Below are 14,461 nucleotides of genomic sequence, written 5' to 3' on the forward strand. Positions count from 1 at the left end.
GCAGCGTCGGGCGTTACAGGATGTAGCGGCTCAGGTCCGGGTCCTGCACCAGCTCACCCAGGTGCGCATCGACATAAGCGCTGTCGATGGCCAGGGTTTCGCCGTCGCGGTCCGGTGCCTCGTAGCTGAGCGAATCCAACAGGCGCTCCAGTACGGTGTGCAGGCGACGGGCACCGATGTTCTCCTGGCGCTCGTTCACCTGGAAGGCGATCTCGGCCAGACGATCGATGGCGTCGGCAGTGAAGCTGACCTTGACGCCTTCGGTGGCCAGCAGCGCTTCGTACTGCTTGGTCAGCGCGGCCTTCGGCTCGGTCAGGATGCGCACGAAATCACCCTTGCTCAGCGCACCCAGCTCCACGCGGATCGGGAAGCGGCCCTGCAGCTCCGGAATCAGATCGCTGGGCTTGGCCAGGTGGAACGCGCCCGAAGCAATGAACAGGATGTGGTCGGTCTTGATCGTGCCGTACTTGGTGGACACGTTGGAGCCTTCCACCAGCGGCAGCAGGTCGCGCTGCACGCCTTCGCGCGAGACGTCGCCACCACCCACGTTGTCACCACGCTTGGCAACCTTGTCGATCTCGTCGATGAAGACGATGCCGTGCTGCTCGCAGGCCTCGATCGCCGCCGTGCGGATGTCGTCTTCGTTGACCAGCTTGCCGGCCTCTTCCTCGATCAGCAGCGGACGCGCGGCCTTGATGGTCAGCGTGCGCTTGTGCGCCTTGGCGCCGCCGCCGAGGTTGGCGAACATCGACTTCAGCTGCTGGCCCATTTCCTCCATGCCCGGCGGGGTCATGATGTCCATGCTGACATTGGCGGCCAGATCGAGCTCGATCTCGCGTTCGTCCAGCTCACCGTTGCGCAGCATCTTGCGGAACTTGATGCGGGTCTCGTTGTCCTGCGCCGACGGCTCGTTGCGGGCGACTTCCGGATCGAAACCGATGCCACCGCTGCGGCGCGGCAGCAGCGCATCGAGGATGCGGTCTTCGGCGCGCTCCTCGGCCTGGGTACGCACGCGCACCTTGGCCTGTTCGCGGTACAGCTTGACCGCGGTATCGGCCAGGTCGCGGATGATCTGCTCGACGTCCTTGCCGACGTAGCCGACTTCGGTGAAGCGGGTGGCTTCAACCTTGACGAACGGTGCGTTGGCCAGCGTGGCCAGGCGGCGCGCGATCTCGGTCTTGCCGACGCCGGTCGGGCCGATCATCAGGATGTTCTTCGGCATCACTTCATTGCGCAGCTCCGGCACCAGCTGCATGCGGCGCCAGCGGTTGCGCAGGGCAATGGCCACGGCGCGCTTGGCGTCGTGCTGGCCCACGATATGCCGGTCCAGTTCCTGCACGATCTCGCGCGGGGTCATGGTGGCGGAGGAAACTTCGATCTTCGACATGGATGTGCTCACGGATTCATTGTCGGTAGTGCCGGCCACTGGCCGGCAACCAGGCACGCGTGCGGGGGATCATGAGGTTGCCGGCCAGCGGCCGGCACGCCCCTCACAGCTCCTCGACCACCACGTTGCGGTTGGTGTAGATGCAGATGTCGCCGGCAATGCCGATCGCTTCGCTGGCAATGGTGCGCGCATCCAGTTCGGTGTGCGCCATCAGCGCGCGCGCGGCCGACAGTGCATAGGAACCACCGGAACCGATGGCGATGATGCCGTCCTCCGGCTCGATCACATCGCCGGTGCCGCTGATGATCAGCGAGGTTTCCTTGTCGGCCACCGCCAGCAGGGCTTCGAGCTTGCCGAGGCGGCGCTCGGTGCGCCAATCCTTGGCCAGCTCGACCGCAGCGCGCTGCAGCTGGCCGTGCTTTTCCAGCTTGGCCTCGAACAGCTCGAACAGGGTGAAGGCATCGGCGGCGGCACCGGCGAAGCCGGCCAGCACCTGGCCATCACGACCGAGACGGCGCACCTTGCGTGCATTGCCCTTCATCACGGTGTGGCCCAGCGTGACCTGGCCGTCGCCGGCAATGGCCACGTGCTCGCCGCGACGGACGCAGACGATGGTGGTGGCGTGGAAAACGTTGGGATTCTGACTGGGGTCCATGCGGCCTCCGATAGCTGTTCCCGGGACATGGGGACAGCGCCGGGTGCGATCAAGCCTGTGCGGATGGCTGCCGTTCAGCGCTTGGCCGCGCCCCATCGACAGGAGGGCGTCTTTCTGACGAGCGCATCGCAATGCGCGCGGACCCCGCCGCCCGAACGTGGAACACCTGCCGTTCAGCGTTTTGCCTGCGACGGCCGATCCGGATTCGGCTCGATGCCCCAGGCGAGGTACCAGTCTTCACCCTGCGTCTCGATCGGATGCTGGGTGCGGCCGGAGCCATTGCCGCAGGCCAGGGCGTCAGCCGCGCAGTAGCGGTCGCAGCCCCAACAGATGCGCTCGGGGTGTTTGGGATGCAACGGTATGGGCTTCGCCATGGTGGCGGTGTCCTCGTGGCCTGCGGCCACGATGCGCCGATAGCGCCCGCCCTGCCCTGATCCAGATCAAGGGCGCGCTATTCAGCCTTGTCGTCCTTGCTGCGGCGCTTCGCACGTGGATGCGCGGCGTCGTAGACCTTGGCCAGGTGCTGGAAATCGAGGTGGGTGTAGATCTGCGTGGTGGCGATGTCGGCATGGCCAAGCAGTTCCTGCACGCCACGCAGGTCACCGGACGATTCCAGGATGTGGCTGGCGAAACTGTGACGCAGCATGTGCGGGTGCACGTGCTTGAACAGGCCCTGGCGCTGCGCCAGCTGGCGGATGCGGATCTGCACCGCGCGTTGGCTGATCGGTCCGTTGCGACCGGGAAACACCGGCGAGGCCGGGCCGCCGCCACTTTCCGCACGCCACGCCTGCAGCGCTTCGCGTGCCGGCCGGCCGAACGGTACGCGACGCTGGCGGTTGCCCTTGCCCAGCACGTTGACCAGGCCGCTGTCGAAATCCAGGTCACGCCAGGTCAGCGCGCAGACTTCGCTCAGGCGCAGGCCGGAGGAATAGAACAGTTCCAGCAGCGCGCGGTCACGGCGGCCGAGTTCGCCTTCCGGCTCCAGCTCGACCAGCTGCACGGCTTCGTCGGCGTCAAGCACCTGCGGCAACCGGCGCGGTGCGCGTGGCGCCTTCAGCGTCGCCGCCGGGCTGACCTCGATGCGTCCATGCTTCAACAGCCAGGCGTAGAAGCTGCGGCACGCCGACAAGCGGCGCTGCAGGCTCTTGGCCGACAGGCCTCTGCGGTGCTCATCGGCAACGAACTGGCGCAGCGCCTCGGCATCGAGTGCGTCCACCGCAACACCGCGCGGCTCGGCCCAGACCGACAACGCGTCCAGGTCACGGCGGTAGGCATCGAGCGTATGCGCCGACATCCGCCGCTCTACCTGCAGATGCTGCAGGAAGGCCTGTACCGCGCTCATCGTCGTGTCCTGCTCAGCCCGGGAAGCGCTTCAGGCCGGTGGCCAACGCATCGCCCATCATGCGCAGGAACAGCGTGCCCATGCCCGGGTAGAAGCGGTTCGGGTCGTGGCTGCCCACAGCAATCAGGCCCACGCCCGGCAACGGCAGCAGCGCGGTGGTCTGCACTTCTTCGCTGCGCACGCCGTACAGCACGGCATTCTTTTCCGGCTGCAGGCGCCCGCAGATCGGCTCGCCGTCGTTCAGGCAGTCGCGGAACGGGCCCAGCTGCGCATCATCGGCGGCGATCACCTGCAGCCAGTCGGCCTGTTCCAGCCCGGCCACCGGTGTGTGCACCACCAATCGCACCAGGTCGCCGGCGAAATCTTCCTGCAGCGAGGCAGCCATCGCACGCAGGGTGTCGGCGGCGTTGTCCTGCTTCATCAGCGCCAGGGTCAGCTGATGCGTGCGCACTGCCAGGCGTTCATTGACCTGGGCGGTGGCACCCAGATCGGCCAACCGTCGTGCCAGCTCGCGGTTCTTCTCGCGCAGCACTTCCAGCTGGTAGCTGGCCAGCGACGCGGTCGGGCCGTCGTCGCGTGGCACCACCAGGGTCAGGGCCAGGTCCGGGAACTGCTTGAGGAAGCCGGGATGTCGCCGCAACCACGCAGCGACTTCATGGGCCCCGAGCTTGTCGACGGTTTCGGTCATGCGATCCACTCCCCTTCGAAGACGAATGCGGTCGGGCCGGCCATCACCACCGGCTGGCCATCGCCCGGCCACTGGATGCGCAGGTCACCCCCGGGCAGGCTGATGCGCGCATCGCGCTGCAGGCGGCCACGCTGCATCAGGGTCACCGCAGCGGCGCAGGCGCCGCTGCCGCAGGCCAGGGTTTCGCCGACGCCACGTTCATTCACACGCAGACGTGCATGCGCCGGGCCCATCACCTGGGCAAAACCCACGTTCACCGAGCGCGGGAACGAGGCATGCTGCTGCAGCAGCGAACCGACGCGCTCGACCGGTGCTGCATCGATCAGGCCCACTTCGATCACCGCATGCGGATTGCCCATCGACACCGCGGCGAAGCGTATGCTCTCGCCCTGCAACGGCAGCAGGTACTCCTCGCGTGCATGGGCGAAGCCCACCAGCGGCACGTTGACCGGCTCGAACGCAGGCACGCCCATGGTCACAGCGAACTGGCCATCGCCCAGGGCCTTCACCGCATGACTGGCCAGCGGGCTGTCGATGACGAACTGATCCCCCTGCGCACTGCCCTCACGCACCAGCCAGGCCGCGATGCAGCGCGCGCCGTTGCCGCACTGCTCGGAGTTGGAACCGTCGGCATTCCAGATGCGGTACGACGCCACCGAGCCTTCCGCGCGCGGCGCTTCGATAGTCAGGATCTGATCGCAGCCGACGCCGGTGTGGCGGTCGGCCAGGCGCGCGGCCAGTTCAGGCGTGGGCGGCGCAGTGCCGTCACGCAGGTCGATCACTACGAAATCATTGCCCGCGCCATGCATCTTGCTGAAGCGCAGCGCCTTGGAACTGGCCTTACTCATTCCCGCCGCCCACCTTCTTCGCAGGTGCAGGCGCCGGTTGCGTGGTCGGTGCAGCCGGGTCCACGGTCGTGGCCGGCGTGGCGCTGCCCTGGGTCTCCGCCGGGGTCGCTTCAGTAGCGGGCTCGGCAACCGGTTCGACGGTTTCTTCCACCGGCACCGGCTTCTGCGGCAGTACCAGCGGGCCCTTGTTGCCGCAAGCGGCGAGGAGCAGCAGCGAGGCCGCTGCCAGCGGAATCAGGATGGCGTTTCGATGGGGGATCTTCATGCCCCGAGTATAGCCATTGGCGGCTGAGCGGTTGGTGCAGGGGATCGGGTTGCCGGCCAGCGGCCGGCACCACCGCAGGCGTTCAATCTGCAGGCGGCGGCAGCGGCCGGGTCCACAGCCAGATCGCCACCACGGTCATGCTGCCGATCGAGAACCACTTCACCCAGGCGATCGGCACGCACCACAGCATGATGCCGGCGCACACTGCCATGGTGATCGTGGCCATCCACTTGCCGTAGCGGCTGACCGCCCCGTGTGCCTGCCAGTTTGCAATGGCCGGGCCGAAGCGCGGGTGCTGCAGCAGCCAGTTGTGCAGGCGCTCGGAACCACGCGAGGCAGCCCAGGCCGAGATCAGGATGAATACGGTGGTGGGAAGGCCCGGCACGAAGATTCCGACGATACCGGTGCCCAGGCTGACGTAGGCCAGCAGCCACCACGCCCAGCGGAAACGCACCACGCGCGGTGGCGTGGCAGCATCGCGGGGTGCGGAGGGGTCGGGCTGGCTCATGGCCGCAAGGATACCGGTTCGGGATGCCAGGCAACGCCCGGCACCCCTGCACCATTACGGCTGGGCGATGCCCAGCTGCTGCAGCACGAACGCGTACGACTCGGACAGTTCACGGTAGCGCTGGAAGCGCCCCGACTTGCCGCCGTGGCCGGCTTCCATGTTGGTGCGGAACAGGATCGGGTAATGGCCGGTGTTGTCGTCACGCAGCTTGGCCACCCACTTGGCCGGCTCCCAGTACTGCACCTGCGAATCCCACAGGCCGGTGCCCACGAACAGCGCCGGGTACGCCTGCTGCTTCACGTTGTCGTAGGGCGAGTAGGACAGCATGTAGTCGTAATACTGCTTCTGCTCGGGGTTGCCCCACTCGTCGTATTCGTTGGTGGTCAGCGGAATGGTCGGGTCGAGCATGGTGGTGACCACGTCGACAAACGGTACCTGCGCCACCATCACCCGGTAGTCCTGCGGCGCCTGGTTGGCCACGGCGCCCATCAGCAGGCCACCGGCGCTGCCGCCGGACGCGGCGACGCGATCCTTCGCCGCCCAGCCCTGTGCGACCAGGCCGCGGGTGACGTCGATGAAGTCGTTGAAGGTGTTCTGCTTGTGCAGCAGTTTGCCGTTCTCGTACCAGTCGCGGCCCATCTCCTGGCCGCCACGGATATGGGCGATGGCATACACCACGCCACGATCGAGCAGGCTCACCGCGGTCTGGTTGAAGTACGGATCCATCGACATGCCGTAGCTGCCATAGGCGTACTGGAACAGCGCGCCCTTGCCATCCTTCTGGTAGCCCTTGCGGTAGACCAGCGACACCGGCACCTTCACGCCATCGCGCGCGGTGATCCAGACACGATCGGTTTCGTACTTCGACGCGTCATAGCCGATCACCGGCTGCACCTTCAGCTGACGGCGCTCACCGGTGGCGGTGTTCAGCTCGAACACGGTGGTGGGGGTGGTCATCGAGGTGTAGACGTAGCGCAGCCACGGCGTATCGGCCTCGGTGTTGTCGCCCAGGCCCATCGAGTACGCCGGCTCATCGGCCTTCACGTAGTCGCTGCGGCCATCCTTGAACAGCAGGCGGATGCGTTCCAGGCCCTCGGAACGTTCGGCGATGGCGGTGTACGCATCGAACAGCTCGAAGCCTTCGATGAAAACCGCATCGTCATGCGCGATCCAGTCCTTCCACTGTGCGCGCGAGGTCGCATCGGTCGGTGCGGTGACCAGCTTGAAGTTCTTCGCACCGTCGTTGGTGCGGATCACCCAGCGGCCGTCGTAGTGGTCAGCGTCGTACTCCACATCGCGCTGGCGCGGCGCCAGTACGGTGAACGTGGTCGGGTCGCTGGCCGGCGCGTAGCGCTCTTCCGAGGACACGGTGCTGTGCACGCCGATGGTGATGAAGCGATCATCGCGGGTACGGCCGATACCCATGTAGAAGCTGTCGTCCTTCTCTTCGTAGACGACGGTGTCGGCGCTGGCCGGGGTGCCCAGCACGTGCTTCTTCACGCGCACGGTCAACAGCGTTTCCGGATCGTTCTCGACGTACAGCACGGTGCGGTTGTCGTCGGCCCAGACCAGGTCACCGGAGCTGCCGGTGATCACATCGGGCAGCACCTTGCCGGTGGCCAGGTCCTTGAAGCGGATGGTGTACTGGCGGCGACCGACATCGTCATCGGCCCAGGCCAGCAGCTGGTTGTCCTGGCTGACTTCCATCGAGCCGACGCTGAAGTAGCCCTTGCCGGCGGCCATCGTGTTGACGTCCAGCAGGATTTCCTCGGCGGCATCCATGCCGCCCTTGCGGCGTGCGTGGATCGGGTAGTCCTGGCCGGTCTCGAAGCGGCTGTAGTACCAGTAGCCGCGCTCGCGCGCCGGCACACTGGAATCGTCCTGCTTGATGCGGCCGACGATCTCCTTGTACAGGGTGTCTTCCAGCGGCTTCAGCGGCGCCAGCAACTGGTCGGCATAGGCATTCTCGGCCTGCAGATAGGCCAGCATGTCCTTGTTCTCGCGCTTGTCGTCGCGCAGCCAGTAATAGTCGTCGTTGCGGGTCGCGCCGAACGGCGCCTTGACCACATGCGGATGCTTGGCGGCATCCGGCGGAACGGGCGGCGTGGCGGCGGTGGCAGTGGTGGTCATCAGGCTCGCAAGCAACAGGCAGAGGGTGGATTTCATGAGATAGGGGTCCTGGTGCGGTTACGCAATGGCGTCCGTGGCATAGGTAGAGTCGAGCTTGCTCGACTGACCGCAACCGCAGTCGAGCAAGCTCGACTCTACCACCGCTGCGGCGCACCCTTGCCGCCCGGCGTACCATGGGCACATGAGTACCCTGCCCCACACGCCGGGCTACAGCCGGCGCAGCCATGAAATCGCTCCGTTCCACGTGATGTCCCTGCTGGCCCGCGCGCAGGCGCTGGAACAGGCGGGCCACGATGTGATCCACCTGGAAATCGGCGAACCGGACTTCACCACGGCCGAACCGGTCGTGCGTGCCGGCCAGGCCGCATTGGCCGCCGGCCATACCCGCTACACCGCCGCACGTGGCCTGCCGGCCCTGCGCCAGGCGATCAGTGGCTTCTATCGCAGCCACTACGGGCTGGATATCGATCCCGAACGCATCCTGGTCACTCCCGGCGGCTCCGGTGCGCTGCTGCTGGCCAGCAGCCTGCTGGTCGATCCGGGCCGCCACTGGCTGCTGGCCGACCCCGGATATCCCTGCAACCGTCATTTCCTGCGCCTGGTGGAAGGCGGTGCGCAACTGGTGCCGGTCGGCCCGGACACCGCCTACCAGCTCACGCCATCGCTGGTGGAACAGCACTGGAATGCCGACAGCGTCGGCGCACTGGTGGCCTCCCCCGCCAATCCGACCGGCACCGTGCTGTCTGCCGACGAACTGGCGGCACTGTCGCAGGCCCTGCACGCGCGTGGCGGCCATCTGGTGGTGGACGAGATCTACCACGGCCTGACCTACGGCCTGGATGCACCCAGCGTGCTGCAGGTGGATGACAGCGCGTTCGTGCTGAACAGCTTCTCCAAGTATTTCGGCATGACCGGCTGGCGGCTGGGTTGGCTGGTGGCGCCGCCGGCGGCGGTGCCGGACCTGGAGAAGCTGGCGCAGAACCTGTACATCAGCGCGTCGAGCATCGCCCAGCATGCCGCACTCGCCTGCTTCAGCGAAGAATCGATGGCGATCTTCGAACAGCGCCGCGAGGCGTTCCGCCAGCGCCGTGATTTCCTGCTGCCCGCGTTGCGCGAGCTGGGTTTCCGCATCGAGGTCGAGCCGCAGGGCGCGTTCTACCTGTACGCCGATGTCAGCGCGTTCACTGACGACGCGCAGGCGTTCTGCGCGCACTTCCTGGAAACCGAGCACGTGGCGTTCACCCCGGGGCTGGATTTCGGTTTCCATCGCGCCAACCAGCATGTGCGCCTGGCCTATACCCAGGAAGTGCCGCGGCTGCAGGAGGCGGTGGCGCGGATTGCACGCGGGTTGAAGAGCTGGGGCGCCTGATCGATCTGCGCGAACGGCATCCACGCATGGCGTGGATCTACTGACCCAGCGCACGATACGTAGGTAGATCCACGCCATGCGTGGATACGTGAACCCAACGAAAAACGCCGCCCTGGGGCGGCGTTTTCCGTTCTGCTTACTTGCCGCCCAACCGCTCCCACAGGAAGCTGTAGGCCAGTGCGGACATGTGTGCGGCCTGCGCGTTGTTGGCTGCGCCGCCGTGGCCACCTTCGATGTTCTCGTAGTAGGTCACGTCCTTGCCGGCGTCGATCATCTTCGCCGCCATCTTGCGGGCATGGCCCGGGTGCACGCGGTCATCGCGGGTGGAGGTAGTGAACAGCACCGGCGGGTAGTTCTTCTTCTCGTTGAACAGATGGTACGGCGAGAAGGTCTTGATGAACTCCCAGTCGCTGGTGTCCGGGTTGCCGTATTCGGCCATCCACGAGGCACCGGCCAACAGGTGGCTGTAGCGCTTCATGTCCAGCAGCGGCACCTGCACCACCACTGCACCGAACAGTTCCGGGTACTGGGTCAGCATGTTGCCGGTCAGCAGGCCACCGTTGCTGCCACCCTGCACGCCCAGGTGCTTGGCGCTGGTGATCTTGCGCTTGACCAGATCGCGCGCCACCGCAGCCATGTCTTCATAGGCCTTGTGACGGTTCTGCTTCAGCGCTGCCTGGTGCCAGCGCGGGCCGTACTCGCCACCACCACGGATGTTGGCGACCACGTACACACCGCCCTTCTCCAGCCAGGCGCGGCCCATGCCACCGGAGTAATTCGGGGTCAGCGAGATCTCGAAGCCACCATAGCCGTACAGCAGGGTCGGGTTGGAGCCGTCCAGCTTCATCGCCTTGTCATGCACCACGAAGTACGGCACGCGGGTGCCGTCCTTGCTGGTGGCGAAGTGCTGCTCGATCACCTTGCCCTTGGCATCGAAGAAGGCCGGCATGGTCTTCAACGTTTCCGGCGCCTGGCCGATCTCGGCCAGAGCCAGCGTGGTCGGGGTCAGGTAGTCGGTGGCGGTCAGCCACACCGCATCGCTGTCGTTGCTGTCCACTGCGCCCACGGCCAGCGTGCCAAAGGCCGGCGCGCCGACGAAGCGGCTGGTCTGCCAGCCATCGGCGCCCGGGGTCAGCACCGACAGGCGGTTCTTGACGTCATCCAGCACGTTCAGCACCAGGTGGCTCTTGGTCCAGGTGGCGCTGGCCAGCGAGGTGGTCGCGGTCGGGGTGAACAGCACCTCGAAGTCGCGCTTGCCGGCCAGGAAGTCGTCCAGCTTCGTCGCCAGCAGCGAACCGGACGCGTAGGTCTTGCCGCCCACGGTCCACGGATCGCGCAGTTCCAGGGTCAGCCACTGCTTGTGCAGGCCCTTCTCGGCCGAATTCGGCGCGTCGATCTTGGTCAGCGTGCCATCGTCGCCACGCAGGTAGAGCTCGTTGTTGTAGAACGCCAGCGTGCGGCTGACCAGGTTGCGCTCGAAGCCCGGGGTGTCATCGTGCATCGCCGCGATGTACATGTCTTCCGGCTTGCCTTCGTACACCACGGTGGCCGAGGTCATCGGCGTGCCGCGCTTCCACAGCTTGGCCACGCGCGGGTAGCCGGAGGTGGTCATCGAGCCCGCACCGAAGTCGGTGTAGACGAACACGGTGTCGCGGTCGACCCAGTTGAGGCCGCCCTTGGACTCGGGACGGAAGAAGCCATCCTTGATCCAGGTCTTGTTGGCCAGGTCGAACTCACGGGTGACGTCGGCGTCGGCGCCACCGCGCGACAGCGCGATCAGGCAGCGGCTGTAATCCGGGCGCAGGCAATCGGCGCCGTGCCAGACCCAGTTCTCACCCTCGGCCTTGTTCAGCGCATCCAGGTCGAGCACGGTTTCCCACTGCGGCGAGGCCTTGCGGTACTCGGCCAGGGTGGTGCGCCGCCACAGGCCGCGCTCGTGCTGCTGGTCCTTCCAGAAGTTGTAGTAGTAGTCGCCGATCTTCTGCACGCCGGGGATCTTGGCATCGGAGTCGAGCACCTCGCGGATGCTGGTCTCCATCTGCTTGAAGGCCGGGGTCTGCGCCAGGCGCGCCTCGGACTTGGCGTTCTGTTCCTTGACCCAGGTCAGCGGCTTGTCGCCGGTGACGTCTTCGAGCCAGGCGTAGCGATCGGTGTCTTCAGCGGCCACGGCGGTCCCCACCGAGGCAGCGGTCATCATGCCGGCCAGCAGGCAGGCGGAAGCGAGTCGAGACATTGCAGCTCCAGGCAGTCATAAGCCGTGGAACGCTAGCATGGATCGCCGCGGGCGCCCCCGTGTCGAAGGTCAGGCCGCGGCGGTGGAGCCGCGACGGCCTCGCGCCGCCCCGCCGCTACGGCGACGCGCCTGTCCACCGGTACGACGCGCCAGCCGCAGCCACGACAGGCGCGGCAACGGAAAGCGCAGCAACGCCCACCAGGCCACCAGCGGCATGCCCACCAGCCACATGGGTAGCCAGCCCAGCCAGGCACTGCTGCCGCGCGCGGCCGGCCAGACCAGTACCAGCGCCATACCGGCCAGGGCCAGCTGCTGCACGCTGCGCAGCAGGCGCGGGTCGGCACGCTCGAGAATGACGCGTTCAGTTGCAGAGCGGCGGACGGAACGTGCGTTCATGGGGCTTCTCCGGTGGACAATGCAACACAGCATGGGCACCCCCCTTCTCACAGGTTGCGACACCATTGACGGATCGCGTGCACACAGTCGACCATGCGCGTGCAAGCCCACTGGAGCCCGCTCCCGCATGACTTCGATCCGCCCGCTCTGCGCCGCGCTGCTGGCCCTTTCCCTGGCCGGCCCCGCCGTGGCCGCCAGTGAGCCGCCGTCGCCCCGTAGCAGCGCCTCTGGTGCGGCTGCCCTGGACGCACCGATCGACCTGAAGCGCTTCATGGGCACCTGGTATGTGATCGGCCGCGTGCCGAACTTCATCGAACGTGGCCATGTCGCCAGCGTCAACGAGTACGAGTTGCGCGATGCGCACAAGGTCGGCATCACCTACCGCTACCGTGATGGCTTCGGCGAACCGCTGCAGGAAGTGCGTGCCCGCGCCAGCGTCGACCCGGACAGCGGCAACCACGGCTGGCGCACCTGGTTCTACCGTGTCGTGCCTACGCATTCGAGGGTGCTGGAAGTAGCGCCGGATTACTCGTGGGCGCTGATCGGCTACCCGGGCCGCGAAATGGCCTGGATCTTCTCGCGTACGCCGGACATGGACAAAGCCCTGTACAAGGAGCTGGCCGAGCGCCTGCGTGACGAGTACGGCGTGAACACCGACAAGCTCAAGCGCGTGCCGCAGCACCCGGAGCAGGTCGGCAAGCTGGGCTACGAAGTACCGAACGTGCGTTGATTGCAGGTGGGATTGCCGGCCAGCGGCCGGCACTACCGTTTCCAGGCAATGGGGTAGAGCCGGCCGCTGGCCGGCTGCCGCGATGCACCGGGCGACGCCGGGGGCAGCGCCCCGGCGCCTCGTCATTTGCGGCTGTAATGCGCGACCAGGCGGTCGCCGAGCATCTGCAGCAACTGCACCAGGATCAGCAGCAGGACCACGGTGACCAGGGCCACGTCGGTGTGCGAGCGCTGGTAGCCATCGCGGAACGCCAGGTCGCCGAGGCCGCCGGAGCCGATCGCACCGCCCATTGCGGTGAAACCAATCAGCGCCACGGTGGTGACCGTCGCACCGGCGATCAGGCCGGGGCGCGCCTCGGGCAGCAGCACGCGGGTGACCAGCTGCCAGGTGGTGGCACCCATCGACTGGGTCGCCTCGATCACGCCCCGGTCGACTTCACGCAGCGCGGTCTCGACCAGGCGCGCATAGAACGGTGCTGCGCCTATCACCAGCGGCACGATCGCACCCCGCACGCCCAGCGACGTCCCCATCAGGAACAGCGTGACCGGAATCAGCACGATCATCAGGATGATGAAAGGCACTGAACGCAGCAGGTTCACCACCAACGCCAGCACGCCGTAGGCGAACGGACGGCGCTTCATCTGCGGTGCGCCGAACAGGTACAGCAGAACGCCCAGGGGCAGGCCGATGGCCAGGGTCAGCGGCAGCGAACCCAGCAGCATCAGCAGGGTGTCGATGGTGGCCTGGCCGATGTCGGCCCACTTGCCCGCATCCAGGTGGCGGAAGAAGCCGCCGGCAGTAGCGATGATCATCGACGCAGTTCCTCAACATGCACGCCGGCGGCGACGAACGCGGCCTGCGCGGCGGACTGGTCACCGCCCACCAGGGCGACCACCAGCTGGCCATACGGGGTGTCCTTGATCCGGTCGATACGGCCGGACAGGATGTTGTAGTCGACCCCGGTCTCCCGCGCGACACTGCCGAGCAGGGGTTCGTAGGTGTCTCCGCCGAGGAAGGTCAGCCGCACGATGCGGCCACCGACGGCATCGAAATCACGATGCAGCGCGCCTTCATCCACGTGCTCCGATTCGCTGACGAAACGGCGCGTGGTCGGGTGCTGCGGATGCAGGAACACCCGGGTGACCGGCCCGGTCTCGACCATCTGGCCGGCGTCGAGCACGGCGACACGGTCGCAGACACGGCGGATCACATCCATCTCGTGGGTGATCAGCACGATGGTCAGGCCCAGCTCGCGGTTGATCTTCGACAGCAGCGACAGCACCGAGGCCGTGGTCTGCGGATCCAGCGCACTGGTGGCCTCGTCGCACAGCAGGATCTGCGGGCGGGTCGCCAGCGCACGGGCGATGCCGACGCGCTGCTTCTGCCCACCGGACAGCTGTGCCGGGTACTTCTGCGCGTGCGCCTCCAGGCCCACGGTCTGCAGCAGCTCGGCCACGCGTGCATCGATCTCTGCCTTCGGCGTGCCCGCCAGCTCCAGCGGGAAGGCAACGTTGCCGGCCACCGTGCGCGAAGACAACAGGTTGAAGTGCTGGAAGATCATGCCGATGCGCCGGCGCAGCGCGCGCAGGCCGTCCGCATCCAGTGCGGTGACATCCTCGCCACCGATCAGCAGGCGACCACCGCTGGGCTCTTCCAGGCGGTTGATCATGCGGATCAGGGTCGACTTGCCGGCGCCGGAATGGCCGATGATGCCGAATACCTCACCGGCCTCGATGGTCAGGTCCAGCGGCTGCAGCGCGCTGACTGCGCGGCCGGCAACGGCATAGGATTTGTGCAGGCGCTGGAACTCGATCACGGGCGTGGCTCACCGGCTGGGTGACGGAAGGGGGCGTGCAGCCTACCAGCGCAGGCGGTCGCGCGCCCGCGCCATGGGCCAGAATGTTATTCCT

General features: G+C 66.8%; 15 protein-coding genes. 2 read left to right on the plus strand and 13 right to left on the minus strand.

Annotated features, from left to right (window positions below):
* Positions 1-13: 13 nt before the first annotated feature.
* The 9 genes from hslU to ACZK5G_RS19365 all read right to left on the minus strand — a co-directional run bounded on the left by hslU (position 14) and on the right by ACZK5G_RS19365 (position 7,859).
* Positions 14-1,387, minus strand: a complete 1,374-nt coding sequence (gene hslU / locus ACZK5G_RS19325) for an ATP-dependent protease ATPase subunit HslU (protein ID WP_014038532.1) — start codon at positions 1,385-1,387, stop codon at positions 14-16.
* 103 nt (positions 1,388-1,490) lie between these two features.
* The gene (gene hslV, locus ACZK5G_RS19330; protein WP_005411093.1) at positions 1,491-2,042 is read right to left on the minus strand and encodes an ATP-dependent protease subunit HslV; all 552 of its coding nucleotides are present in this window, start codon (positions 2,040-2,042) and stop codon (positions 1,491-1,493) included.
* Positions 2,043-2,215: 173 nt separating this feature from the next.
* Complete coding sequence (locus ACZK5G_RS19335; protein WP_032129030.1) at positions 2,216-2,416, minus strand: DUF3079 domain-containing protein; 201 nt, start codon at positions 2,414-2,416, stop codon at positions 2,216-2,218.
* 77 nt (positions 2,417-2,493) lie between these two features.
* On the minus strand, positions 2,494-3,384 hold the full coding sequence (gene xerC / locus ACZK5G_RS19340; RefSeq protein ID WP_032129012.1) for a tyrosine recombinase XerC: 891 nt from the start codon (positions 3,382-3,384) through the stop codon (positions 2,494-2,496).
* Positions 3,385-3,397: 13 nt separating this feature from the next.
* Positions 3,398-4,072: a DUF484 family protein gene (locus ACZK5G_RS19345; protein WP_125893427.1), complete on the minus strand. Its 675-nt coding sequence runs from the start codon at positions 4,070-4,072 to the stop codon at positions 3,398-3,400.
* Positions 4,069-4,920 carry a diaminopimelate epimerase gene (dapF, locus tag ACZK5G_RS19350; RefSeq protein WP_478464449.1) on the minus strand — a complete coding sequence of 284 codons (852 nt, stop codon included), beginning with the start codon at positions 4,918-4,920 and terminating at the stop codon, positions 4,069-4,071. The genes ACZK5G_RS19345 and dapF overlap by 4 nt, the downstream gene beginning before the upstream one ends.
* Positions 4,913-5,185: an LPS translocon maturation chaperone LptM gene (lptM, locus tag ACZK5G_RS19355; protein WP_032129015.1), complete on the minus strand. Its 273-nt coding sequence runs from the start codon at positions 5,183-5,185 to the stop codon at positions 4,913-4,915. The genes dapF and lptM overlap by 8 nt, the downstream gene beginning before the upstream one ends.
* Before the next feature lie 82 nt (positions 5,186-5,267).
* Positions 5,268-5,693: a YbaN family protein gene (locus ACZK5G_RS19360; RefSeq protein WP_106469167.1), complete on the minus strand. Its 426-nt coding sequence runs from the start codon at positions 5,691-5,693 to the stop codon at positions 5,268-5,270.
* Positions 5,694-5,747: 54 nt separating this feature from the next.
* Positions 5,748-7,859, minus strand: coding sequence for a S9 family peptidase (locus ACZK5G_RS19365; protein ID WP_049399231.1), 2,112 nt, complete (start codon positions 7,857-7,859; stop codon positions 5,748-5,750).
* A 145-nt stretch (positions 7,860-8,004) separates the two neighbouring features.
* On the opposite strand from ACZK5G_RS19365, the gene ACZK5G_RS19370 reads away from it, so the two are divergent.
* Positions 8,005-9,192: a pyridoxal phosphate-dependent aminotransferase gene (locus ACZK5G_RS19370; RefSeq protein WP_180838453.1), complete on the plus strand. Its 1,188-nt coding sequence runs from the start codon at positions 8,005-8,007 to the stop codon at positions 9,190-9,192.
* Positions 9,193-9,328: 136 nt separating this feature from the next.
* Here ACZK5G_RS19370 and ACZK5G_RS19375 read toward each other — a convergent pair whose 3' ends face one another.
* Together ACZK5G_RS19375 and ACZK5G_RS19380 are read right to left on the minus strand one after the other, a co-directional pair.
* Complete coding sequence (locus tag ACZK5G_RS19375) at positions 9,329-11,425, minus strand: prolyl oligopeptidase family serine peptidase (protein ID WP_049421401.1); 2,097 nt, start codon at positions 11,423-11,425, stop codon at positions 9,329-9,331.
* 69 nt (positions 11,426-11,494) lie between these two features.
* Entirely contained in the window at positions 11,495-11,821 is a 327-nt protein-coding gene (locus ACZK5G_RS19380) for a hypothetical protein (protein WP_049399225.1), read from the minus strand.
* A 127-nt stretch (positions 11,822-11,948) separates the two neighbouring features.
* On the opposite strand from ACZK5G_RS19380, the gene ACZK5G_RS19385 reads away from it, so the two are divergent.
* Entirely contained in the window at positions 11,949-12,551 is a 603-nt protein-coding gene (locus ACZK5G_RS19385; protein ID WP_478464451.1) for a lipocalin family protein, read from the plus strand.
* Positions 12,552-12,673: 122 nt separating this feature from the next.
* On the opposite strand, the gene ACZK5G_RS19390 is transcribed toward ACZK5G_RS19385, so the two are convergent.
* Together ACZK5G_RS19390 and ACZK5G_RS19395 are read right to left on the minus strand one after the other, a co-directional pair.
* Positions 12,674-13,363 (minus strand): methionine ABC transporter permease, encoded by a 690-nt coding sequence (locus ACZK5G_RS19390; RefSeq protein ID WP_049399224.1) that lies wholly within the window; start codon positions 13,361-13,363, stop codon positions 12,674-12,676.
* Positions 13,360-14,367: a methionine ABC transporter ATP-binding protein gene (locus ACZK5G_RS19395; protein WP_032129022.1), complete on the minus strand. Its 1,008-nt coding sequence runs from the start codon at positions 14,365-14,367 to the stop codon at positions 13,360-13,362. The genes ACZK5G_RS19390 and ACZK5G_RS19395 overlap by 4 nt, the downstream gene beginning before the upstream one ends.
* Positions 14,368-14,461: the final 94 nt, after the last annotated feature.

The sequence above is a fragment of the Stenotrophomonas sp. 62841_Sma genome (genome assembly GCF_056482945.1).

Excerpts from the sequence above, each read along its gene's own strand:
- ACZK5G_RS19370 (WP_180838453.1), top strand. The coding sequence starts at position 8,005 with ATGAGTACCCTGCCCCACACGCCGGGCTACAGCCGGCGCAGCCATGAA.
- ACZK5G_RS19380 (WP_049399225.1), bottom strand. The coding sequence starts at position 11,821 with ATGAACGCACGTTCCGTCCGCCGCTCTGCAACTGAACGCGTCATTCTC.
- ACZK5G_RS19375 (WP_049421401.1), bottom strand. The coding sequence starts at position 11,425 with ATGTCTCGACTCGCTTCCGCCTGCCTGCTGGCCGGCATGATGACCGCT.
- dapF (WP_478464449.1), bottom strand. The coding sequence starts at position 4,920 with ATGAGTAAGGCCAGTTCCAAGGCGCTGCGCTTCAGCAAGATGCATGGC.
- ACZK5G_RS19385 (WP_478464451.1), top strand. The coding sequence starts at position 11,949 with ATGACTTCGATCCGCCCGCTCTGCGCCGCGCTGCTGGCCCTTTCCCTG.
- ACZK5G_RS19345 (WP_125893427.1), bottom strand. The coding sequence starts at position 4,072 with ATGACCGAAACCGTCGACAAGCTCGGGGCCCATGAAGTCGCTGCGTGG.
- ACZK5G_RS19335 (WP_032129030.1), bottom strand. The coding sequence starts at position 2,416 with ATGGCGAAGCCCATACCGTTGCATCCCAAACACCCCGAGCGCATCTGT.
- ACZK5G_RS19390 (WP_049399224.1), bottom strand. The coding sequence starts at position 13,363 with ATGATCATCGCTACTGCCGGCGGCTTCTTCCGCCACCTGGATGCGGGC.
- ACZK5G_RS19360 (WP_106469167.1), bottom strand. The coding sequence starts at position 5,693 with ATGAGCCAGCCCGACCCCTCCGCACCCCGCGATGCTGCCACGCCACCG.
- hslV (WP_005411093.1), bottom strand. The coding sequence starts at position 2,042 with ATGGACCCCAGTCAGAATCCCAACGTTTTCCACGCCACCACCATCGTC.
- ACZK5G_RS19365 (WP_049399231.1), bottom strand. The coding sequence starts at position 7,859 with ATGAAATCCACCCTCTGCCTGTTGCTTGCGAGCCTGATGACCACCACT.
- lptM (WP_032129015.1), bottom strand. The coding sequence starts at position 5,185 with ATGAAGATCCCCCATCGAAACGCCATCCTGATTCCGCTGGCAGCGGCC.
- xerC (WP_032129012.1), bottom strand. The coding sequence starts at position 3,384 with ATGAGCGCGGTACAGGCCTTCCTGCAGCATCTGCAGGTAGAGCGGCGG.
- hslU (WP_014038532.1), bottom strand. The coding sequence starts at position 1,387 with ATGTCGAAGATCGAAGTTTCCTCCGCCACCATGACCCCGCGCGAGATC.